The sequence below is a fragment of the Streptomyces sp. NPDC025784 genome (assembly GCF_055558435.1).
In genome coordinates, this window is sequence record NZ_JBVHMN010000010.1 from 51,407 (window position 1) to 74,185 (window position 22,779).

A 22,779-nucleotide genomic window follows, 5' to 3' on the forward strand; every position below is an offset into this window, starting at 1 on the left:
TCCCGGAAGGCCGACATCCCGGAAGGAGGACGAGTGCGCCCCGAGAAGGACACGCCGACCCGTTCGAGCACGCCACTGCGCTCGGACGCGCAGCGGAATCGCGAGCGCATCCTCGAAGTGGCCCTGGCCGAGCTGACCCGTTCGGCGGACGCCCCCCTGAGCGCGATCGCGAAGAAGGCGGGCGTCGGGCAGGGGACCTTCTACCGCAACTTCCCCAACCGCGAGGCCCTCGTCCTGGAGGTCTACCGCTACGAGGTGCAGCAGGTCGCCGACGCGGCGGCCAAGCTCCTCGAAACCCACCCGCCGGACCAGGCGCTGCGGGAGTGGATGGACCGCCTCGCCCAGTACGCGATGGCCAAGGCGGGCCTGGCCGACGCGCTGCGGACGGCCACCAGCGTGGCGCGCGGCACCCTGACACGCCTGGGGCACGGACCCGTGGCCCAGGCCGTCACGCTCCTGCTGAAGGCCAACGAGGAGGCCGGCACCGTCCGCCCGGGAGTGACTCCCGACGACTTCATCCTCGCCATCGCGGGGCTGTGGCAGATCGACCCGCACGGGGACTGGCAGCCGCGCGCCGAGCGTCTCCTCGACCTGGTCATGGACGGCCTGCGCGCGGGCGCCCCCGGCACGGGCGCGGTGCCACCGCCCGCCTCCTCCGCACCGGCCTCGTCCTCGCCCGACACGGCCCCGCAGCAGTCGGGCACCGCCGGAGACGAATGAGCCGGACGGTGGCGCGACCGCCGACGGCGGCCTGCCTCCACCGACCGGCCTCGGGCGACGGGACCGATTTCCGCCACCGGTGCCCGCCACCGGTGCCCGTCGAGGGTGTCCGGCGGCGGACGCCGGCCCGGGGGCGCCTCCTCAGCGACGTACCAGTACGGCGTGCGTCACGGCCGGCGAGCTCACCAGCTCGGAAACCCGGTAGCCGTCGACCCCGTCACCCAGATTGTCCAACAGGCGCTCGCCGCTGCCGAGGAGCTTCGGGAAGACGGCCAGATGCAGCTCGTCGATCAGCCCCGCCCGCAGGTACTGCTGTACGGTCGCCGCTCCCCCGCCGATCCGCACGTCCTTGCCCGCCGCCGCCTCGAACGCCCGTGCCAGCACCGTCTCGACGGGCTCGTCCGTGAAGTGGAACGTGGTGCCGCCCTCCATCGGGACCGAGGGCCGAAGGTGGTGGGTGTGGACGAACACGTCGTTGTGGTACGGCGGATTGGCACCCCACCAGCCCTTCCACGACTCGTCCTGCCACGGTCCGCGGTGGGGGCCGAACATGTTGCGTCCCATGATGGTGGCGCCGATATTCTCCTCGGAGCGGGCCACATAGTCGACGTCGAGCCCCGTCTTGCCGTCCGCGTGGTCCCGCATCGCGGCGAACATCCAGTCGTGCATCTCTTCGACGCCCTCGCCCAGCGGGTGTTCCAACCTCTGGTTGGGACCTGCGGCGTAGCCGTCCAGCGAGACCGTGATGTTGTGTACGCGCAGCTTGGGCATGACCGTTCTCCTCGGGTCGGTGGATTGCCGCTCTCACCCATGCGTCGAACGGGACACGTCCGGATCGACAGCCGCTCCCGGAAATTTCCGCACTCGCCTTGCGGGGGTGAAAGGCACGCCGGCCGGGAGGCAGGAGGCGCTCCGCTCAGGAGTAGAAGTTGCGCTGCCAGCGGTGCCCGGCCAGCACGGCGAGCCGGTCGGCGGTCAGGGCCCGCCCGTCGCTCAGGGCGGTGTTGCGTTCCACGTTGCGCACGCTGCGCATCCCTGGGATGACCGTGGAGACGGCAGGCTCGCTCAGGACGAACCGCAGCGCGGTCTCGGCGATCTCGTCGGGTTCGATGCCGAGGTCCGCGACGATCGCGGCCACCCGGCGTTCGACCTGGGCGGGACGGTCGCCGCGGAAGTAGTGGTTGCGCCAGTCGGCCTCGGGGAAGGTCGTGCCGGCGGTGATCGCGCCGGTCAGGCCGCCCTCGTCGAGCGCCACCCGCACGATGACGCCGACGCCGTGCTCGGCGCACGCCGGCAGCAGTGCGTCCGCGGGTGCCTGGTCGAAGACGTTGTAGATGACCTGGACACTGTCCACCGTGCCGCTGCGCACGAGCGCGAGGGCGTTGTCGGGCTGGTGGTCGTTGATGGAGACGCCGAACAGACGGATCTTCCCCTCCTGCTTCAGCCGGTCGATCGTCTCCAGCCAGTCGCCCCGGCCGACCCACTCGTCGCTCCAGACGTGGAACTGCAGGACGTCGTAGTGGTCGAGGCCGGCCACCCGCAGACTGGTCTCCAGGCTGTCGCGGATGTGCGCGCCCGGGAAGGTCTCGGCCGGGTCCAGCCCGTCGGGGGCCGGCCATGTGCCGTTCTTCGGGGGCACCTTGGTCGCGACGAGAACCTCGTCGGCGCCGCGCTCACGCACCACCCGGCCGACGATCCGTTCGCTCTCGCCGTAGCCGCGAGCGGTGTCGACGAAGTTGACCCCCAGATCGACGGCGCGGTGCAGGGCACGTACCGACTCGTCCTCCGACGCTCCCACCCAGCTGGACTCACCGATCCCCCACGCTCCGAAACCGATCTCGGACACGGACAGTCCACTGCGGCCGAGCTCCCGGTAACGCACAATCACCCTCCACGTCAGTACCCCGCCGGCGACCCGGACGGGCTGCGCGCCCCGCCGGAAATCACGTTGACCATAGGCGAGTTGAGCGATTCGGTCAGGTGAGTTTCACTTGGGTCCGCCGCGGGCGGGCGTCGGCCGAGGCGCGCGCGGGCGTGCCCTTCTTCCGGCGCTCCTCGGCGGCGGTCAGGTCGACTCCGAGGTCCTCGCCCCCCTCCGGGGACCCGGCCGCGCAAAGTCACCCCCGACCTACTCGTGGGATAATCCGATATGCCCGATGAAAGGTTACTTTCGTGGCCAACAGCGACCATGGGACCGCATACGAGAGCATCTGGCTCGACCGCAGCGGGCAGGCCGAGGCGTTCGACGCCATCGGCGACCGCTACGACGAGGCATTCCCCCACAAGGACGGCCAGCTCTCCGCCGGCAAGTGGCTGATCGAGCAGCTGCCGGCCCGGTCCCGGGTCCTGGACCTCGGTTGCGGCACCGGAGTGCCGACGTCTCGCCAGCTGGCGGACGCCGGGTTCGAGGTCGTGGGCATCGACCTGTCCGGCGGGATGGTCGAGCTGGCCCGGAGCTATGTGCCGGCGGCGATGTTCCACCGGATGGACATCGCCGACCTGAGACCGGGCGGTCCTCGGGACCTCGGCCGGTTCGACGCCGTCGCGGCCTTCTTCTCCCTCCTCATGCTGCCGCGCGCGGAGATACCCCTCGCACTGGCGACGATCCGCCATCTGCTGGTTCCCGGCGGGCTGTTCGTCCTGTCGATGGTCGAGGCCGACGTGGACGACTTCTCGATCCCCTTCCTCGGCAACACGATCCGGGTCTCCGGCTATCTGCGCGAGGACCTGCTCAAGGTCATCGAGGCGGCGGGCTTCGACGTCGTCGAGGAGTCCTCCTACACCTACGCCCCGGCCGTCTCCGACGTCCCGCCCGAGGAACAGGTGTTCCTCTGCTGCCGTCGGTCGGACTGAGCACGACGATCCATCACCGCGGACCGCGACACCCCCGCGGCACCCACTGGACGGAACGAGAGCCGTGACGGAGCAGCCCACACCTCGCGAAGGCTCGGGCGATGCGCCCAGGCGGTCCGGCGCCCCGCTGCCCCGGGCCGAGGGCCCCGGCACGCCCGAGCCGTCCCCGGGCCGGCGAGCAGAGCACTCCTCCCCCTCGTCCCCGCCCGCCCCCTCGTCCTCGTCCGACGGGAAGCGGCCCGCGCCCTCCGGCACGGCGCGGCCCTCCTCCCCGGACGGCGCTCGGCCCCAGCCCTCCGGCGCGGAACGGTCCGCGGTCCCCGGTGAGGGCCGGTCCGCGGCACGGGACCACGCGCCCGCGGACGCCCCCTCCCACGAGGCGGTCCCGGACGGCGCCGGCCCGCAGACCGACCGGCTGCGCTACCTCGACGTGGCGACCCGGCGCATCGCCCGGGGGATGGACCTGGACGAGACCCTGCGCGAATTACGCCGGGCGGCCGTTCCGTCCTTCGCCGACGCGATCTTCATCCATCTGCACGATCCGCTGCCGGTCGGACAGGAGAAGTCCGCCGCACCCGTCGTCCTCCAGCTGCACAGCCTCGACCGGGCGCCGGAGACATCGGGTACCGGAAGCGCCACCGCATCGCCACCGGCGGTGCGCCCCCTGCACGCGAACGTGGCCGAGCGGGTGCACGTGACGGTCACCGGCCGTCTCGCGGAGTTGCTGCTCGCCGGTCGTCCGGCGTTCGGCGACGCCCCGGGCATCGGAGCCGCGGTGGCCGAACTGCTCGGCCCGGTGACGGGTGAGCCGGGCACTCTGCCACCGGGACGCAGGCTGATCATCGCTCCCCTGCACGGCCGTCATGACGTCATGGGCACCGTCGTCCTGCTGCGCAGGCCCGAGCACCCCGCCTTCACCACGGACGACCTGCTCGTCGCCTCGCAACTGGCGACGCACACCGCGATCGGCGTCCAGAAGGCCGTGATGTACCGGCACGAGGCCGCCGTGGCGGACACCTTGCAGCGCACCATGCTCCCGTCGTCGCTGCCCGAACCCACCGGTGTCCGGCTCGCCAGCCGCTATCTGCCCGCCTCTCGGACGGCCCAGGTCGGCGGCGACTGGTACGACGCGATCCCGGTCACCGGCAACCGGATCGCCCTGGTCGTCGGCGATGTCATGGGCCACTCCATGACATCGGCCGCGATCATGGGCCAGCTGCGCACCACCGTGCAGACTCTCGCCGGGCTCGACCTGCCCCCGGACGAGGTCCTGCACCACCTGGACGAACAGGCCCGGCGCCTGGGCAGCGACCACATCGCGACCTGCCTCTACGCGATCTACGACCCGATCTCGCACCGGCTGCTCATGGCGAACGCGGGCCACCCTCCCGCCGTGCTGCTGCACCCGGACGGACGGACCGAGATGCTGCGCGTTCCACCGGGCCCTCCCATCGGCGTCGGCGACGTCCTGTTCGACTCCGTGGAGGTGCCCGCGCCCACCGGAGCCACACTGCTGCTGTACACCGACGGGCTGGTCGAGACCCGGGACACGGACGTGGGCACCGGCGTCGAGGCGCTGCGCAGGCGGCTGGAGACCACCGTCGACGGACGCCCCGCACTCTCGCTGGAACTGCTGTGCGACCTGGTGCTGGGCAGCTTGGGTCCCGGCGCACGGGACGACGACATCGCGCTGCTGGCCGCCCGGTTCGAGGGATTCCCGCCGGACAGCGTCGCGTACTGGTTTCTGGACCCTCGGCCGAGAACCGCGGGACAGGCACGCCGTCTGGCCCGCAGGGCCCTGCACCGCTGGGGCCTGGAGTCTCTGCTGGACACGACCGAGCTCATGGTCAGCGAAGTCGTCACCAACGCCGTGCGCTTCGCCTCGCGTCCCATCTCCCTGCGGCTGCTGCGCACCGACGTGCTGCGCTGCGAGGTGACCGACGACTCGCCCGAGGTGCCCCGGATGCGGCATGCCGCCCCGGGCGACGAGGGGGGCCGCGGCCTGTTCCTGGTCAGCCAGCTCGCGCGGCGCTGGGGCGCGACACGGCTGAGCACCGGAAAGGTCGTCTGGTTCGAGCAGCCGATCCCGCGGGACCAGCAGCCGGCCTCGCAGGACTAGCGGCGGCCGGGCGGGACCAGCGGTCGGCGAGGCGGGACCGGCCGCCCCGGACGCGCGCGGAACCGGTCTCACAGGTCACCGGTCGCCGGTGTGTGGTGCACGTAACCACCGATGATCAGCTCGTGTGACACCCGCGTAACGGGCATTTCGTACGGTCGACGGGACGAATCCGGTGACGAGAGGGATCGCCCGTGACCACGACCGCGACGCAGGTGCGCACGGTCTGCTCGTACTGCGGTGTCGGCTGCGGGATGGTGCTCGACATCGGCAGGGGACCCGACGGTCGGCGTACGGTCCTCAAGGCGTCCGGCGACAAGGCGCACCCCGCGAACTTCGGCCGTCTGTGCACCAAGGGCGCCACGACGGCGGAGATGCTCGCCGCCCCGGGCCGGCTGGACACCGCTCTCGTCCGGGAGCGGCGCGAGGAGGAGCCGGCGCCGACGGGCGTGCACACGGCGATCAAGGAGACGGCCCGTCGGCTGCGGTCGGTCGTCGACGAGCACGGCCCGGACGCGGTCGCCTTCTACGTCTCCGGGCAGATGGGGCTGGAGGCGCAGTACCTGGCGAACAAGCTGGCCAAGGGCTTCGTGCGGACCAATCAGATCGAGTCGAATTCGCGGCTGTGCATGGCCGGCGCGGGCGCCGGTTACAAGCTGTCGCTCGGTGCGGACGGCCCGCCCGGCTCGTACCAGGACTTCGACCACGCGGACGTCTTCCTCGTCATCGGCTCCAACATGGCCGACTGCCATCCCATCCTGTTCCTGCGGATGATGGAGCGGGTCAAGAAGTCGGGCGCCAAGGTGATCGTGGTGGACCCGCGGCGCACCGCCACCGCGGCCAAGGCGGACCTCTTCCTGCAGCTCAGGCCCGGAACCGACCTGGCGCTCCTGAACGGCCTGTTGCATCTCCTGCACGAGAACGGCCACACCGACGCGGAGTTCGTCGACGCCCACACCGAGGGCTGGGAGGCGATGCCGCGCTTCCTCGCCGACTACCCGCCGGCCGCGGTCAGCGAGATCACGGGCATCGCCGAGGAGGACCTGCGCACGGCGGCCCGGCTGATCGGCGAGGCCGGGGAGTGGATGAGCTGCTGGACGATGGGCCTGAACCAGTCCACTCACGGCACCTGGAACACCAATGCCCTGATCAACCTCCACCTGGCCACCGGGGCGATCTGCCGTCCCGGCAGCGGCCCGTTCTCGCTGACCGGGCAGCCCAACGCCATGGGCGGCCGGGAGATGGGCTACATGGGGCCCGGTCTGCCGGGCCAGCGCTCGGTCCTGGTGGACGAGGAGCGGGCGTTCACCGAGGAGTTGTGGGGGCTGCCGCCCGGCTCGATCCGCGAGGACGGGGCCGGCCGGGGCACGGTGGACATGTTCCGGCGGATGGCGGACGGCCACATCAAGGCCTGCTGGATCATCTGCACGAACCCGGTCGCGTCGGTCGCCAACCGCAAGACCGTCATCGAAGGGCTGGAGGCGGCCGAGTTCGTCGTCACCCAGGACGTCTTCGCCGACACCGAGACCAACGCGTACGCGGACGTGATCCTGCCCGGTGCGCTCTGGACCGAGTCCGAGGGCGTGCTGGTCAACAGCGAGCGCAACCTCACGCTCGCCCGGCCCGCGGTGGAGCCGCCCGGCGAGGCGATGGCGGACTGGCGCATCATCGCGGCCGTCGCGCGCGAGATGGGCTACGAGGAGGGATTCTCGTACGGCAGCGCGGAGGAGGTCTTCGAGGAGATCAGGCGCGCCTGGAACCCGAGGACCGGCTACGACCTGCGTGGCGTGTCCTACGAGAGGCTGCGCTCGACCCCCGTGCAGTGGCCGGCGGCAGCTGCCGACGGGCCGGACCGCAACCCGATCAGGTACCTGGGAGCCGACGGGCGGCCGTCCTTCCCGACCGCGAGCGGCCGGGGTGTCTTCCACGCCCGCCCGCACGTGGCGCCGGCCGAGATGCCCGACGACGACTACCCGTTCGTGCTGAACACGGGGCGCGTGCAGCACCAGTGGCACACCCTCACGAAGACGGGCAGGGTCGCCAAGCTCAACAAGCTGAACCCGGGGCCGTTCGTGGAGCTGCACCCGGACGACGCCCTGGCTCTGGACGTGCACGACGGGGACGCGGTGGAGGTCGCCTCGCGGCGCGGCCGGGCCGTGCTGCCCGCGGTGGTGACGGACCGGGTCCGGCCGGGGAACTGCTTCGCCCCGTTCCACTGGAACGACCTGTTCGGTGAGTACCTCAGCGTCAACGCCGTGACCAATGACGCCGTGGACCCGCTGTCCTTCCAGCCGGAGTTCAAGGTGTGCGCGGTGTCGCTGGCGAAGGTGACCGCGCCGGCTGCCGCACCGGCGGACGGGCCCGGACCGGGTGCGGAGGTGGCACACGTGCCCGGCGCCGCGGCTCCCGGGGCCGGTGCCGCGACAGCGCCCGAACCCGTCGGCCCGGCTCCGGTGGCGGCCCCGGTCGCACCGGGCACGGCAGCCGCGGGCCCCGCGGCTGCCGTCCTCGGTCTGGCGCCCGTCCCGCCGCCGCCCGTGCTGAGCGAGACCGAGCGCCGCTATCTCGTCGGCTTCCTCGCCGGTGTCGAAGCGGGCACCTCGGGTGTGCCGGTACTCCCGCCGACGGCGCCGTTCAGTGCCGAACACGCGCTGTGGGTCAACGGCGTACTGGCCGGGATGTACTCCAGGGCGGCCGTGCCCTCGCCGGTCCTCGCCGCGTCCGTGCCCGCGGGACGCGAGGTCGTCGTGCTGTGGGCGTCGCAGACCGGCAACGCGGAGGAGTTCGCGGCGGCCGCCACCGAACGGCTCTCCTCGGCCGGGCACAGCGCCCGCCTCGTCCCCATGGACGACGTCGACCTCTCCGCGCTCCCGCCCGCCGCCGGTCTGCTGCTGATCACCAGCACGTTCGGCGACGGTGACGCTCCGGACAACGGCTCCTCGTTCTGGGACCTGCTGGCCTCGTCCGACACGCCGGGCCTGGCGGGCCGACCGTACGCGGTCCTCGCCCTGGGCGACTCCTCCTACGACGACTTCTGCGGGTACGGCCGACGGCTGGACCAGCGGCTGGACGAACTCGGCGCGGTGCGTCTGGCACCGCGAACGGACTGCGAGCCGGACTACGAACCCTCCGCGACGGCCTGGCTGGACCAGGTCCTCACCGCCCTGACCGACGAGGCCGCCCCGGCCCCGGCCGCCGCCCCGGTGGCGCCCCCGAGCACCCGGAGACCCGCGCCGGCCACCGCACGTCTCGTCGGCAACCGGCTGCTCAGCGGCCCGGGGTCGGGCAAGGAGGTACGGCGCTTCACCTTCGACACCCGCGACAGTGCCGTACCGCTGACGTACGAGACGGGTGACGCGCTCGGCGTACGCCCCGTCAACGACCCGGAGCTGGTGGCGGAGTGGCTCGCCGTCACCGGTGTCGCCGCGAACGCCGAGGTGAGCGTGCCGGGCTTCGGCGGGACGACGTTCCGTCAAGCCCTGCACGAGCACTTCGACATCACCCGCGTCACCACCGACATGCTGCGTTTCCTCGGCGAACGCGTCCACGATCCGCGCGAGCTGAAGAAGCTGCTGCGCCCCGACAACAAGGACGAGCTCGCCAAGTGGTGCTGGGGCCGGCAGGCCGTCGACGTCGTCGCCGACCTGGCCGTACGGGCCAGTGCCCAGGAATGGGCCGACACGCTCAAGCGGCTGCAACCGCGGCTGTACTCCATCTCGTCCAGCCCGCTCACCGATCCCGCCCTGGTCTCGCTGACGGTCTCCGTGGTCCGCTGGGAGAACCTGCGTGGCCGCACCCGTCAGGGCGTGTGCTCGCCCTTCCTCGCCGACGCCGCGCCGGACAGCCCCGTGCCGGTCTTCGTCCAGCGGTCCCCGCACTTCCGGCCGCCCGCAGACCCCGCCACGCCGATGGTGATGGTGGGCCCCGGGACCGGGGTCGCACCGTTCATGGGCTTCCTCGACGAGCGTCGCGCGCTCGGACACCGGGCCCAGAACTGGCTGTTCTTCGGTGAACAGCACCGCGCCGGCGACCACTACTACGCGGACGAGCTCACCGCCCACCTGGACGCCGGCACCCTCGCCCGGCTGGACACCGCGTTCTCGCGCGACCAGCGCACCAAGGTGTACGTACAGGACCGCATGCGCGAGCACGGTCCCCAGCTGTGGTCCTGGCTCCAGGACGGCGCCCACTTCTACGTCTGCGGCGACGCCTCCCGGATGGCCAAGGACGTCGACCGGGCGCTGCGCGAGATCGCCGTCGTGCACGGCGGCCTCGACGAGGACGGCGCCGCCGCCTTCGTCAAACAACTCTCCGCCGACAAGCGCTATGTCCGCGACGTGTACTGACACATCGGTGACGTGCGTGTGCGGGGCGCGGCCGGCCGGATTCGTCGGTCCCACGATGTGGGACCGGCTCGACTCACCGCCGAAGACGCATAGGCTCTGAGTGGCCTCCGCGGCGGCCGGAATTCCAGGGACGGGAACAGAGGGCAACTTCCATGGTGACAGCGCGCCGGTTCCCCCTCGGCTCCGCGACCACGCTCACGGAACTGGAGGACGATCCCCACCCCCGGCTGGCCCTGCTGCGCGCCCGCGAACCGGTGTCGTGGGTCCCCGTGCTGGGAGGCTGGCTCGTGACCCGGCGTGATCTCGCACTGCGCGTGATGCGTGACGCGGCGACCTTCACGGTGGACGACCCCCGCTTCTCCACCGCCCAGGTGGTCGGTCCGAGCATGCTCTCCCTGGAGGGCGCCGAGCACAAGCGGCACCGTGCCCCCTTCACCGACCCGTTCCGCACGCACGACGTGCACGACCGGTTCGCCGGGTTCGTGGAACAGGAAGCCGCCCGGCTCGTGGAGGGCATCCGGCCGCGTGGCGGCGCCGAACTGCGCCGGGCGGTGGCCGGGCCTCTGGCCGTCGCCGTCGTCGCCGAGTCGCTGGGCCTGGTCGACGCGGACGCCGAGGCGGTGCTGTCCTGGTACGACGCCATCGTGGGCGCGGTCTCCGACATCACCGCCGGGCAGCCGGCGAACCCCGACGGGGCGGCGGCGTTCGACCGGTTGCGGGGAAGCGTCGAGGCGACGGTCGCGGCAGGAACCGATGCGTCAGTGCTGGTCGCGGCGGCCGAGAGTGAACGTCTGAAACTGCCGGAGGTGGTCGCCAACGCCGCCGTGCTGATGTTCGGCGGCATCGAGACCACCGAGGGCATGATCGCCAACGCGGTTCTGCACCTGTTGGCGCACCCCGATCAACTCGCCCTCGTGCATGCCGATCCGGGCCTGGTCGACGCGGCGATCGAGGAATCGCTCCGCCTGGAACCCGCCGCTGCCGTCGTGGACCGCTACACCACCGCCGACGTGACGATCGGCGGGGCCGACGTGCGGCGTGGTGATCTCGTGGTCGTGTCGCTCGCCGGCGCGAACCGCGACCCCGAGGTCTTCGAGGACCCCGACAGCTTCGACCTTCGGCGGAGCAACTCCCGCCTCCAGCTGGCCTTCGCGCACGGTCCGCACTTCTGTCTGGGTGCCCACCTCGCCCGACTGGAGACCCGCGTCTGCCTCCTCGCACTTCTCGACCGCCTCCCCGGCCTGCGGCTCGACCCGGCCTCGCCCACCGCGCCCAGGGGCCTGGTCTTCCGGAAGCCCCCGGCGCTGCGCGTGCGCTGGGACGTGCCCGCGCAGCGCTGACTCGACGCCGGGTCACTCCTGCCTCGCCACCGGGCCGGCGCAGGCCCGCCGTGTGCGGCATCGCCGAGCGGTGACCGGCCGGCGCGGTTCCTTCAGTCGTGGAACGTAAATGCGTCGACAACGCCCCACCGGGCCCGGCACAGTGGCCGCCCGTGACGAGCAGTGAGCCATGGACCCGTGCGACCGCCGACCGCTACGACGCCGAGGAGGCCGAGCTGTCCTCGGCCGCCGTACTCGGACCGACTCTCGCCTTCCTCGCCGAACTCGCCGGAGACGGCCGGGCACTGGAGTTCGCCATCGGAACCGGACGCGTGGGCGTCCCGCTCCGGGAACGCGGCGTGCCCGTGGCGGGCATCGAACTGTCCGAGCACATGGCGGCGGTCCTGCGGCGCAAGATCGACGAGCGCACTCTTCCGGTCGCCATCGGGGACATGGCCACAACCGTCGTCCCCGGCGAGTTCACCCTGGTCTATCTGGTCTACAACACCATCACGAACCTGCTCACGCAGGACGAGCAGGTCGAGTGCTTCCGCAACGCCGCGCGTCACCTGTCGCCCGGCGGCCGGTTCGTCATCGAACTGGGCGTACCGCCGCTGCGGTTCCTGCCGCCCGGGCAGGTCGCCGTGCCGTTCGACGTCTCCGAGCGGCACCTCGGCTTCGACACGTTCGACCTGGTCGAGCAGATCCTCGTCTCGCACCACTTCACCCGCGACGGCGACGACGGCCGCTACCGCAGGGACAACTCCCGGCACAGGTACGCGTGGCCGGCCGAGCTCGACCTGATGGCACGGATCGCGGGACTCGAGCTGGAACGACGCGTCGCGGACTGGGACGGGAGCCGGTTCGACCAGGACTCCGCGAAGCACATCTCCGTGTGGCGCAAGCCGGTTCATCCCCAGTGAGGATGTGACCGCTCCCTGAAGCCGCCGGTCCAACCCGGGCGTACGCGGTGCCGAAACTCGACGCACTCGCGGAGAAGGCGGAGAGCAGGCACAAGAGCGGCGGCCGTCAGCCGCCTGAGCCACGACGGACCCGGGCGGCCTTGCGGGCCTCGGCGATCCGGCGGGCCTCGGCGGACCGGCGGGACTCGCCGCCGCCGTCCCGCCCCGGGCGCGTGCCCAGGCCCCGGAACGGGGCACCGCCGCGCTTCGGGCGCTCGACCGGTGCGCTGCCGCCGACGGGGACACCGGAGGGAGCCTGGGCGCCGGTGATGCGGCTCAGCTCGGCCTCGCCGGAGCGGACCTGCGTGATCCGAGCCCTGATGCCCGCGTCGGACAGGAGACGGGCCATGTCACGGCGTTGGCCCGGCAGGACCAGCGTGACGACACTGCCGGACTCTCCCGCGCGGGCGGTGCGGCCGCCACGGTGCAGGTAGTCCTTGTGGTCGCTGGGCGGATCGACGTTGACGACGAGATCGAGGTCGTCGACGTGGATGCCCCGGGCCGCGACATTGGTGGCCACCAACGTCGTGACATCACCTGTCTTGAACCGGTCCAGGGTGTGGGTGCGCTGGGGCTGCGACTTGCCGCCGTGCAGCGCCGCGGCCTTCACGCCGCTGCTCAGCAGGTGTCTGGTGAACTGGTCGACCGCGTGCTTGGTGTCCAGGAACATGATCACGCGTCCGTCGCGGGCGGCGATCTCGGTGGCGGTGGCGTACTTGTCGGCGCCGTGCACCTGCAGTACGTGATGCTCCATCGTGGTGACCGCTCCCGCCGACGGGTCGACCGAATGAACCACCGGGTCTTGGAGGTAACGGCGGACCAGAAGATCGACGTCGCGGTCCAGTGTGGCCGAGAACAGCATGCGCTGGCCGTCGGGACGTACCTGGTCGAGCAGTTCGGTGACCTGCGGCATGAAGCCCATGTCCGCCATCTGGTCGGCCTCGTCCAGGACGGTGATCTTCACTCGGTCCAGACGGCAGTCCTTGCGTTCGACCAGGTCCGTGAGGCGGCCGGGCGTCGCGACGACCACCTCGGCCCCGTCACGCAGTGCGCCGGCCTGGCGGCCGATCGACATGCCGCCGACCACCGTGGCCAGCCGCACCTTCAGCGGCCGGGCGTACGGGGCGAGCGCGTCGGTGACCTGCTGGGCCAGCTCGCGTGTGGGGACGAGGATCAGGGACAGCGGCTTCCGCGGCTCCGCACGCTGCCCGGCCGTGCGCGCGAGGAGCGCCAGGCCGAAGGCGAGCGTCTTGCCCGATCCGGTACGCCCGCGGCCCAGGACGTCGCGGCCCGCGAGGGAGTCCGGCAAGGTGGCGGCCTGGATCGGGAACGGCTCGTTCAGGCCGCGAGCGGTGAGCGTCTCCAGCAACGCCACGGGCATGTCCAGTTCACCGAAGGTCGCAGCGGCGGGGAGCGCCGGAGTGACGGTGACCGGCAGCGCCAACTCCCCCTCCGGTGGGGCGGAACGGCGCTCGGTGTCGCCCGGACCGGTGTCGGCGCGGCCCTGACCCCGTGACTGAAGACGGTCGTTCGTGCGGACTGAACGGCTCATGGAGAACCTTCCTCAACAGGCACGCATCGAGGAATTCCCGACAAGAATGAGCCGGACAAATTGCAAGAACGAGCCGAATGTGAATATCGAATAATTCCAGCGGAATGCGAAAAGCAGTGAGCTGGGGCCCCGCCACAAGGCGGGGCCCCAGTCATCTCGTCCGCTCGGACGTCAGGCGGGAGTGATGTTCTCCGCCTGCGGGCCCTTCTGGCCCTGCGTGATGTCGAAGTTCACCCGCTGGCCTTCCTGGAGCTCACGGAAGCCCTGGGCGGCGATGTTCGAGTAGTGGGCGAACACGTCCGGACCGCCACCGTCCTGCTCGATGAAGCCGAAACCCTTTTCCGAGTTGAACCACTTGACGGTGCCAGTAGCCATGTCACATCTCCTTGGGGGCAGTACCCGGGGACCCACGGCGTGAGAACCCCTTCGTTGTCACAATGCGCCCCGTCCGGACAAACACCGGAGATACAAGAAATGCCCGACGCTATACAGGCACCAAGACACTTGAAGTTTCGGGAACCACAACTGCAACTGTGGTCAAGTTTAGCACGGTTCACACATCCGCCCCATTTTCGCCCATGCCGCACGACAGCGGCCCGGCGGGAGCACAGCAGCGGGTCGACCGACGTGAAGCCGACCGAATGAAGAAGGTTAATTTTCGAATTATACAAAGTGTGATCGAGGAAAACTCGCCTCTTCAGCGACGAGCGCCTGGCCTCCACGATCGACGAGGGCGAGCCGGCTCGCCGGGAGCGGCAGGCCGTCCGGCCCACGGTCGTCGCACCGCGCCGTCTCAACCCAGGAACGACAGGCGGACGTTCCGGTTCGGATTGTCCTTGTTCGTGTCCACCAGACACACCGACTGCCAGGTCCCCAGCTCCAGCCTGCCGCCCAGGACCGGCAGCGTCGCGTGGGGCGGGACGATCGCCGGGAGGACGTGGTCACGGCCGTGGCCGGGGCTGCCGTGACGGTGCTGCCAGCGGTCGTCCGCGGGAAGCAGGGAGTGCAGGGCGGCGAGGAGGTCGTCGTCGCTGCCGGCACCGGTCTCGATGATCGCGATCCCGGCGGTGGCGTGCGGCACGAAGAGGTTCAGGAGGCCGTCACGGCCTGCCGCGACCTCACGCAGGAACGCCTCGCAGGCGTGAGTGAGATCGACGACCATCTCGGACGAACCGGTGGCGACGTTCAGGACCCGGGTGCTGAAGGCATCGGACATGACTCAATCCTCGCCCATGCTCCGGATTCCGTGCCCGAGCCGGATGTCGCGCCATGGCCGATCGCTGGTCGCTCGCTGGTCGCTCGCTTCCCGTGGCCCCATCGGGAAGATCCACGGCCCCGGCCGAGTTGGTGGAAACGTGAACGATTCCGGGATGAGTGTGCGTGAGGTCGCCGTGGTGGTGATCGGCGCCGGGCAGGCGGGCCTGTCCAGCGCCTTTCATCTGCGGCGCACCGGCTTCGAGCCCGGGCGGGACTTCGTGGTCCTCGACCACGCCCCCCGTCCGGGCGGCGCCTGGCAGTTCCGTTGGCCGTCGCTGACGTACGGCAAGGTGCACGGGATGCACTCGCTGCCCGGCATAGAACTGACGGACGCGGACCCCGCACGCCGGTCCTCCGAGGTCATCGCGGAGTACTTCGACACCTACGAGCGGACCTTCGACCTGCGGGTGCGGCGGCCGGTCGACGTCAAGGCCGTCCGGGAGGGCTCCGACGGACGGCTGCTCGTCGAGACCGACGACGGGGTGTGGTCGACCCGGGCGCTGATCAACGCGACGGGCACCTGGGACCGGCCGTTCTGGCCGCGCTACCAGGGCCAGGAGACCTTCCGTGGGCGCCAGCTGCACACCGCGCAGTACCCCGGCCCGGAGGCTTTCGCCGGCCAGCGCGTGATCGTGGTGGGCGGCGGCGCGTCCGGCACGCAGCACCTGATGGAGATCGCCCCGTACGCGGCCGCCACCACCTGGGTGACCCGACGGCCGCCGGTGTTCCGCGAAGGCCCCTTCACGGAGGAGTACGGCCGGGCCGCCGTCGCCCTGGTGGAGGAGCGGGTCCGCCGGGGGCTGCCGCCGCGGAGCGTCGTCTCGGTGACGGGACTTCCGCTGAACGAGGCGATCCGGCAGGCGCTGGCCGACGGCGTGCTGGACCGGCAGCCGATGTTCGACCGGATCACCCCCGACGGTGTCGCCTGGGACGACGGCCGTCGCGTCGACGCCGACGTCATCCTGTGGGCGACGGGCTTCCGGGCCGCCATCGACCATCTGGCGCCGCTGCGGCTGCGCGAGCCGGGCGGCGGCATCCGCGTCGAGGGGACCCGCGTCGTCGCCGACCCACGGATCCATCTCGTCGGATACGGGCCCTCGGCGAGCACCATCGGTGCCAACCGTGCCGGACGCGCAGCGGTACGGGACATCAGGCGGCTGCTGGCGGACGAGCCGGTCGCCGCCTGACGCCCCGCCGGGCGGCTCACTCGCTGGACGTGGCGGCGTCCGCGTCGGAGGAGTCGCCCATGGCGTCGCCCGCGGAGGCACCCTCGGAGACATCCGAGGAGTCGCCCGCGGAGGCACCCTCGGAGACATCCGACGGGTCGCCCGCAGAGGCACCCTCGGGGGCACCCGAGGAGGCGCTCGTGGAGGCCCCGGGGGACGCGCCCGCGGAGGCCGACGGCGATGCGGGGGCTCCGGAGGACGCCGAGGGCGCGGCGGGGGACGCGGGGACCGCGCTCCTGCGATAGGCGTTGAACTCCGCGACGTTCTTCAGGTGTTCCTCGTAGTCCGCCGTGAAGCGCGTGTCGCCCGGCTTGACCGTCACGAAGTACAGCCAGTCGCCCGCGGGCGGACTGACGGTGGCGTGCATCGCCTCCTCGCCCGGGTTGGCGATCGGCGTGGGCGGCAGGCCCATGCGCTGGTAGGAGTTGTAGGGGTTGTCGACCGCGGTGTCGTTCTGCGTGGTGTTCAGGGTGGAACGGTTCAGCCCGTAGTTGATCGTCGAGTCCATCTGCAGCGGCATGCCGCGCTCCAGGCGGTTGAAGACGACCCTGGCCACCTTGCCCATGTCCGCCTTGGTCGCCGCCTCGGCCTGAACGATGCTCGCGATGGTGATGGCCTGATAGAGGTTCATGGCGTTGCGCTGCGCCCCGGCGGCGATCGGCGCCTTGTTGAACTTCTTGTTCGCCGTGTCGACCATGTACTTCAGCAGCGACTCCGGGGTCGCCTTGTCGCCGATCGGGTACGTCGCCGGGAACAGGTACCCCTCGGGGTTGCCCTCGGCGTCGTTCGGCAGCTTGAGCTTGGCCTTCCCGATGGCCTTCTTCGTGGTGCCGGAGGGCACCTTGAGGGCCTTGTCGACGGCCTCGTAGACCTGGCCGGCACGCCAGCCCTCCGGGATGACGAGGGTCCTCGGCTTCTCGTGACTGCCTGCACCCAGGGTCAGCAGCGGCACCGCCACGGCGGTGGCCGCCACGACGGTTCCCGTCGCGATGAGGGCGGCCCGGCCCCGGCGCGTCAGTCGGATCGTGCTCCGTGGCGGAGTGTTCGTCTCCATGCGGGCACGTTAACCCGCAGATCACCACAAACCCGGCATATCGTCATTTTGTCGGCTCTCGTCAGGTTGTCGGCTCCAGTTGGGCGTCCCTTCGGACAAGGGCGGCGTACCGGCCGTCCAGGCCGAGGAGTTCCTCGTGCGTGCCGCGCTCCACCGTGCGCCCGGCGTCGAGGACCACGATCTGGTCGGCGCCCCGGACGGTCGACAACCGGTGCGCGATGGTGAGCGTGGTGCGGTTCGCCGACAGGGCGTCGATGGCCTCCTGGACGGCGTGCTCGGTGCGGGTGTCCAGGGCGCTCGTCGCCTCGTCGAGGATGAGCACGGGCGGGTCGCGCAGGATCGTGCGGGCGATGGCCAGACGCTGCTTCTCCCCACCGGAGAACCGGTGGCCGCGCTCGCCGACGATCGTGTCGTACCCCTCGGGGAGGGACGCGATGTGCTCGTGTATCTGGGCCGCACGCGCCGCCGCGTACAACTCCTCGTCGGTCGCGTCCGGCTTGGCGAAGCGAAGGTTCTCGGCGACCGAGGCGTGGAAGAGGTACGTCTCCTGGGAGACGACACCGACCGCGCGCGCGAGCGTGTCGAAGTCCAGGTCGCACACGTCGACGCCGTCGAGGGTCACGCGTCCGCCCGACACGTCGTACAGCCGGGGCACCAGGTGGCTGAGCGTGGACTTGCCCGAGCCGGTCGGACCGACGACGGCGAGGCTCCCGCCGGCGGGGACGGTGATGTCGATGCCGTCGAGGATCGGTCCGCTCTTGCCGTCGTAGCGGAACACGACGTCCTCGAAGCGGATCTCGCCCTTGACCTGGTCGAGGTGGACCGGACGCTCGGGTTCGGTGATGTCGATCGGCAGGTCGAGGTACTCGAAGATCCGCTGGAAGAGGGCGAGCGAGGTCTGGATCTGCACGCCGGTGGAGAGCAGGCTCACCGTCGGCCGGAACAGGCCCTGCTGGAGCGAGACGAAGGCGACGAGCGTGCCGATCGATATGGACGGGCCGCCCATCTGGAGGGCGATGCCCGCCGTCCAGTAGATGACGGCCGGCATGGCGGCCATCACGATGCCGATGACGGACATGCGCCAGCGCCCCGCCATGTTCGACCGCACTTCGAGATCGACCAGGCGCTCCGACTCGTCCGCGAAGGAACGGGTGAGCGAGTCCGCGCGGCCCATGGTGCGGCCCAGCAGGATGCCGCTGACCGAGAGCGACTCGGTGACGGTGGCGGCCATCACGGCCATCTGCTTCTGGCGCTGCGTGGTGATCTTCTTGCGTTCGTTGCCGACGCGTCGGCTGATCCAGACGAACACCGGCAGCAGGAGCAGCGAGACGACGGTCAGGCGCCAGTCCAGGGCGACCATCGCGACGATGGTGGCGACAACACTCGTCAGGTTGGAGACGAGCGACGTGGCGGTGGAGGTGACGGTCGCCTGCATGCCGCCGATGTCGTTGGCGATGCGCGACTGGACCTCGCCCGTGCGGGTCCGCGTGAAGAAGGCGAGCGACATGCGCTGGAGCCGGCCGTACACGGCGGTGCGCAGGTCGTGCATGACGCGCTGGCCGACCGTCGTGGAGATGAGGGTCTGCAGCACGCCGAAGACGCTGGTCAGGACCGCGCTGAGGATCATGCCGAGCGCGAGCAGGCTGAGCAGGCCGGTGCGGCCCTCGGGGATCGCGACGTCGAGGATCTCCTTCAGCAGGAACGGCGTCGCGACGGAGACGAGTGACGCCGCCCCGACGAGCAGGCCGACGATCAGGAGCCGGCCTCGGTAGGGCCGGAAGAGTCTCAGGATGCGGCGCACCTGCCGTGGCTGTTCCGTGTCGGCAGGTGCGGGGGTCCAGGTGGGTTGGTCGGGATGCATGGGCTCCTACGGGAGGTGAGAGGTCGATGACGAACGGAGCGTAGCTCATTGTTACCTATACTCACAATGAACGGCATCCTGATATTGTTCCCTCATGACCACCCCCGATGCCGACGGCCTGCTCGCCGAGCAGTTGCTGCGGCTGACGCGCCGCGTGCACCGCATCCAGAAGCGCCATCTGGAGCAGCGGGAGCTGGGCATCACTCCGGCCCAGTCCAGGCTGCTACGCACCCTCGCCCACTACAGCGGGCCACCCCGCATGGCCGATCTGGCCGAGCGCCTGGAGGTGGTGCCGCGCGCGGTCACCACCCTGGTCGACGGCCTGGAGGCGAGCGGCAAGGTGCGCCGCGTACCCGACCCCACCAACCGCCGCGTGATCCGCATCGAGGTGACCGACGAGGGACGCAAGGCGCTGCGGGAGCTGCGCGCCGCGCGCCGTTCGGCCGCGGAGGAGATCCTGGCCCCGTTGACGGACGAACAGCGCGACGTGCTCGGCGGCCTGCTGAACACCCTGGTGGACGGCGTGCCGCACACGGAGCACCGCTGCTGAACCAGCTCGTGAGGAGTGGTGCGCGATGCCCCTGCTGGAGCCCCGGAACGACACACTGCGCCCCGTCGCGCGCCCCGAGACACCCGCGCCGGACCGGGTCCCGGAGGACCGCGCCGGGGGCACGCCCGAGCCGCTCCGGGGCGAACTGACCGCGCTGCTCGGCGCCGAGAAGGTGCTCACCGGGATCTCCGACCTCGTGCGTTACGCCTCCGATGCCAGCCCCTACCGCTTCGTGCCCCGGGTCGTCGTGATCGCCGAGGACATCGACGACGTATCCACCGTGCTGTCGTACGCGCACGGCAAGAACCGCGAGGTGGTGTTCCGCGCGGCCGGGACGTCGCTCAACGGGCAGGCGCAGGGCGAGGACATCCTCGTCGACGTCCGCAGGCACTGGACGGGAGTGGAGGTCCTCGACGGCGGCGCCCGGGCCCGCATCGCGCCCGGCACGACCGTCGCCCGCGCCAATGCCGCGCTCGCCCGTCACGGACGCGTGCTGGGCCCCGACCCGGCGAGCGCGATCGCCTGCACCGTCGGCGGGGTCGTCGCGAACAACGCATCCGGCATGACGGCCGGCACCACCCGCAACGCGTACCGCACCCTCGCCTCGCTCACCTTCGTGCTGCCGAGCGGCACGGTCGTCGACACGGCCGACCCGCAGGCCGACGACCTGCTGGCGCACGCCGAACCCGCGCTGTGCGCCGGTCTGCTGGAGCTCAAGGAGGAGATCGCGTCCGACCCCGCGCTGGTCGCCCGCATCCGCGCCAAGTACACGATCAAGAACACCAACGGCTACCGCCTCGACGCGTTCCTCGACGGTGAGACCCCCGTCGAGATCCTGCGGGGCCTGATGGTCGGCTCCGAAGGCACCCTGGGTTTCATCTCCGAGACCGTCTTCGACACGCTGCCCCTGGACCGGCGGGTCACCGCCGGGCTGTTCTTCTTCCCCTCGCTCCCGGAGGCCGCGGCCGCCGTGCCGCTGTTCACCCGAGCCGGCGCGTCGGCCGTCGAACTGATGGACGGCAACACCCTGCGCGCCTCCGTGAGCGTCGCGGGCGTGCCCGCGGACTGGGCCGAACTGCCCGGCCCGACCACGGCCCTTCTCGTGGAGTTCCGCACCCCGGACGAGGCCCGGCAGGAGGCCTGCGAAGAGGCCGCCCGCGAGGTCCTGGCAGGGCTCTCCCTGGTCTCCCCCGTGGCGTCGGCGACGAACGTCCTCACCCGCGTCCCGGGGGCCATCGCGGGCCACTGGAAGGCCCGCAAGGCGTTCGTCACGGCCGTCGGGGGCGCCCGTCCGTCCGGATCCACCCTGATCACCGAGGACTTCGCGGTCCCCCCGGAGCGGCTGGCCGAGGCCTGCGAGGCGCTGCTCGAACTGCAGACCCGGCACGGCTTCGACGCGGCGGTGGCCGGTCACGCCGCGCACGGCAACCTGCACTTCCTCCTCGCCTTCGACGCGTCCCACCCGGCGGACGTCCGGCGCTACGAGGCCTTCATGGACGACTTCTGCCGGCTGACGGTCGAACGTTTCGACGGCTCCCTCAAGGCCGAGCACGCCACCGGTCGGAACATCGCGCCGTTCCTGGAGCTCGAATGGGGGCCTCGGGCCACGGAGTTGATGTGGCGCATCAAGCGGCTCGTCGATCCTGACGGGGTGCTGGCCCCGCGCATCATGCTCGACCGTGATCCACGCGCCCATCTGCGCGGCCTGAAGACCATCCCCCGGATCGAGCCGGTCGCCGACCCGTGCATCGAGTGCGGCTTCTGCGAACCGACCTGTCCCAGCCAGGATCTGACGACCACACCGCGCCAACGGATCGTGCTGCGCCGCGAGATGATGCGCCAGCCCGAGGGTTCCCGTGTCGAGGACGGTCTTCTGGAGGCCTACGGCCACGACGCCGTGGACACCTGCGCGGGCGACTCGACGTGCAGACTCGCCTGCCCTGTCGGCATCGACACGGGCGCGATGATGCGTGACTTCCGGCACGCGCGGCACTCCCCGCGCGAGGAGCGGGCGGCGGCCCTGGCCGCACGCCACTTCCGGTCGGTCGAGACGGCGGCACGCCTGGCCGTGGCCGTCGCGGACCGGATCGACGACAAGTGGGTGACCGGGGCGACACGCGCCGCGCGCAGGGCCGTACGACCGGATCTCGTGCCCGAGTGGCTGCCGGGAATGCCGGGAGCGGCCCCCGCGAACCTGCCGCGCACCGCGCGCGTGGGGGCCGCCGCCGTCTACTACCCGGCGTGCGTCAACCGCATCTTCGCCGGACCGGGAGACCTCTCCCTGGCCGAGGCCGTCGTCGCCGTCTCGGCACGCGCCGGAAAGCCGGTGTGGATTCCGGACGATGTCGCCGGGACCTGCTGCGCGACCATCTGGCACTCCAAGGGGTACGACTCGGGCAACAGGGTCATGGCCAACGGCATCGTCGAGGCCGCCTGGGGCTGGACCGCGGGCGGCGCGCTGCCGCTCGTCGTGGACGCCTCCTCCTGCACGCTCGGCATCGCCCACGAGGTCGTGCCGTATCTGACTCCCGAGAACCGCGCCCTGCACGCCGAACTCACCGTCGTCGACTCGGTGGTCTGGGCGGCGCGGGATCTCCTCCCCCACCTCACCGTGCGTCGCACCGTCGGCTCGGCCGTGCTCCATCCCACCTGCTCCATGAGGCACTTGGGGGACGAGGAGCAGCTGCGGACCGTCGCGGAGGCCTGCGCCGACGAGGTGGTCGTCCCCGCCGACGCCGGCTGCTGCGCCTTCGCGGGCGACCGCGGCATGCTCTACAAGGAGCTCACCGAATCGGCCACCCGCAAGGAGGCCGAGTTCGTGCGCTCGCGTCCCTTCGACGCGCATCTGTCGGCGAACCGCATGTGCGAGGTGGGGATGGACCACGCGACGGGCCGCGGCTACTGCTCCGTAATGCTGGAGCTGGAGCGCGCGACCCGGCCGACGGCAGAGGACGCCTGACCGC

At 71.3% G+C, this 22,779-nt stretch carries 15 protein-coding genes and 1 pseudogene; 9 read left to right on the forward strand and 7 right to left on the reverse strand.

What is annotated here, in order from left to right:
- Positions 1-33 precede the first annotated feature (33 nt).
- Positions 34-720, forward strand: coding sequence for a TetR/AcrR family transcriptional regulator (locus ACZ4IF_RS22725; protein WP_467565428.1), 687 nt, complete (start codon positions 34-36; stop codon positions 718-720).
- Positions 721-861: 141 nt separating this feature from the next.
- On the opposite strand, the gene ACZ4IF_RS22730 is transcribed toward ACZ4IF_RS22725, so the two are convergent.
- The gene (locus tag ACZ4IF_RS22730) at positions 862-1,491 is read right to left on the reverse strand and encodes a dihydrofolate reductase family protein (protein WP_467565430.1); all 630 of its coding nucleotides are present in this window, start codon (positions 1,489-1,491) and stop codon (positions 862-864) included.
- 145 nt (positions 1,492-1,636) lie between these two features.
- Positions 1,637-2,602: an aldo/keto reductase gene (locus tag ACZ4IF_RS22735; RefSeq protein WP_467565432.1), complete on the reverse strand. Its 966-nt coding sequence runs from the start codon at positions 2,600-2,602 to the stop codon at positions 1,637-1,639.
- 290 nt (positions 2,603-2,892) lie between these two features.
- Here ACZ4IF_RS22735 and ACZ4IF_RS22740 point away from each other — a divergent pair, with 290 nt between their 5' ends.
- The 5 genes from ACZ4IF_RS22740 to ACZ4IF_RS22760 all read left to right on the forward strand — a co-directional run bounded on the left by ACZ4IF_RS22740 (position 2,893) and on the right by ACZ4IF_RS22760 (position 12,277).
- A complete protein-coding gene (locus ACZ4IF_RS22740; protein ID WP_467565434.1) occupies positions 2,893-3,573 on the forward strand; it encodes a class I SAM-dependent DNA methyltransferase in 681 nt (226 codons plus the stop codon).
- A gap of 64 nt (positions 3,574-3,637) precedes the next feature.
- Positions 3,638-5,692 (forward strand): SpoIIE family protein phosphatase, encoded by a 2,055-nt coding sequence (locus ACZ4IF_RS22745; protein ID WP_467565436.1) that lies wholly within the window; start codon positions 3,638-3,640, stop codon positions 5,690-5,692.
- A 191-nt stretch (positions 5,693-5,883) separates the two neighbouring features.
- Complete coding sequence (locus ACZ4IF_RS22750) at positions 5,884-10,035, forward strand: molybdopterin-dependent oxidoreductase (protein WP_467565438.1); 4,152 nt, start codon at positions 5,884-5,886, stop codon at positions 10,033-10,035.
- Between the two features lie 152 nt (positions 10,036-10,187).
- Positions 10,188-11,375 carry a cytochrome P450 gene (locus ACZ4IF_RS22755; protein WP_467565440.1) on the forward strand — a complete coding sequence of 396 codons (1,188 nt, stop codon included), beginning with the start codon at positions 10,188-10,190 and terminating at the stop codon, positions 11,373-11,375.
- Positions 11,376-11,527: 152 nt separating this feature from the next.
- Positions 11,528-12,277: a class I SAM-dependent DNA methyltransferase gene (locus tag ACZ4IF_RS22760; protein WP_467565442.1), complete on the forward strand. Its 750-nt coding sequence runs from the start codon at positions 11,528-11,530 to the stop codon at positions 12,275-12,277.
- 106 nt (positions 12,278-12,383) lie between these two features.
- On the opposite strand, the gene ACZ4IF_RS22765 is transcribed toward ACZ4IF_RS22760, so the two are convergent.
- The 3 genes from ACZ4IF_RS22765 to ACZ4IF_RS22775 all read right to left on the reverse strand — a co-directional run bounded on the left by ACZ4IF_RS22765 (position 12,384) and on the right by ACZ4IF_RS22775 (position 15,084).
- Entirely contained in the window at positions 12,384-13,868 is a 1,485-nt protein-coding gene (locus ACZ4IF_RS22765; protein ID WP_467565444.1) for a DEAD/DEAH box helicase, read from the reverse strand.
- A gap of 171 nt (positions 13,869-14,039) precedes the next feature.
- A complete protein-coding gene (locus ACZ4IF_RS22770; protein WP_028800280.1) occupies positions 14,040-14,243 on the reverse strand; it encodes a cold-shock protein in 204 nt (67 codons plus the stop codon).
- A 418-nt stretch (positions 14,244-14,661) separates the two neighbouring features.
- Entirely contained in the window at positions 14,662-15,084 is a 423-nt protein-coding gene (locus ACZ4IF_RS22775) for a YjbQ family protein (RefSeq protein ID WP_359490090.1), read from the reverse strand.
- Between the two features lie 154 nt (positions 15,085-15,238).
- Here ACZ4IF_RS22775 and ACZ4IF_RS22780 point away from each other — a divergent pair, with 154 nt between their 5' ends.
- Positions 15,239-16,312, forward strand: coding sequence for an NAD(P)-binding domain-containing protein (locus ACZ4IF_RS22780; protein WP_467565447.1), 1,074 nt, complete (start codon positions 15,239-15,241; stop codon positions 16,310-16,312).
- Positions 16,313-16,553: 241 nt separating this feature from the next.
- Here ACZ4IF_RS22780 and mltG read toward each other — a convergent pair.
- Positions 16,554-17,405 (reverse strand): annotated as a pseudogene (gene mltG, locus ACZ4IF_RS22785) (endolytic transglycosylase MltG); the annotation flags it as partial.
- A 61-nt stretch (positions 17,406-17,466) separates the two neighbouring features.
- Positions 17,467-19,266, reverse strand: a complete 1,800-nt coding sequence (locus ACZ4IF_RS22790; RefSeq protein ID WP_467565449.1) for an ABC transporter ATP-binding protein — start codon at positions 19,264-19,266, stop codon at positions 17,467-17,469.
- Between the two features lie 94 nt (positions 19,267-19,360).
- On the opposite strand from ACZ4IF_RS22790, the gene ACZ4IF_RS22795 reads away from it, so the two are divergent.
- Positions 19,361-19,816, forward strand: a complete 456-nt coding sequence (locus ACZ4IF_RS22795; protein ID WP_095932678.1) for a MarR family winged helix-turn-helix transcriptional regulator — start codon at positions 19,361-19,363, stop codon at positions 19,814-19,816.
- A 25-nt stretch (positions 19,817-19,841) separates the two neighbouring features.
- Positions 19,842-22,775 (forward strand): FAD-binding and (Fe-S)-binding domain-containing protein, encoded by a 2,934-nt coding sequence (locus tag ACZ4IF_RS22800; RefSeq protein ID WP_467565451.1) that lies wholly within the window; start codon positions 19,842-19,844, stop codon positions 22,773-22,775.
- The last annotated feature ends 4 nt before the right edge of the window (positions 22,776-22,779 follow it).

Coding starts and splice junctions, on each gene's coding strand:
- ACZ4IF_RS22780 (WP_467565447.1), top strand. CDS start 15,239: ATGAGTGTGCGTGAGGTCGCCGTGGTGGTGATCGGCGCCGGGCAGGCG.
- ACZ4IF_RS22755 (WP_467565440.1), top strand. CDS start 10,188: ATGGTGACAGCGCGCCGGTTCCCCCTCGGCTCCGCGACCACGCTCACG.
- ACZ4IF_RS22795 (WP_095932678.1), top strand. CDS start 19,361: ATGACCACCCCCGATGCCGACGGCCTGCTCGCCGAGCAGTTGCTGCGG.
- ACZ4IF_RS22790 (WP_467565449.1), bottom strand. CDS start 19,266: ATGCATCCCGACCAACCCACCTGGACCCCCGCACCTGCCGACACGGAA.
- ACZ4IF_RS22765 (WP_467565444.1), bottom strand. CDS start 13,868: ATGAGCCGTTCAGTCCGCACGAACGACCGTCTTCAGTCACGGGGTCAG.
- ACZ4IF_RS22730 (WP_467565430.1), bottom strand. CDS start 1,491: ATGCCCAAGCTGCGCGTACACAACATCACGGTCTCGCTGGACGGCTAC.
- ACZ4IF_RS22800 (WP_467565451.1), top strand. CDS start 19,842: ATGCCCCTGCTGGAGCCCCGGAACGACACACTGCGCCCCGTCGCGCGC.
- ACZ4IF_RS22770 (WP_028800280.1), bottom strand. CDS start 14,243: ATGGCTACTGGCACCGTCAAGTGGTTCAACTCGGAAAAGGGTTTCGGC.
- ACZ4IF_RS22775 (WP_359490090.1), bottom strand. CDS start 15,084: ATGTCCGATGCCTTCAGCACCCGGGTCCTGAACGTCGCCACCGGTTCG.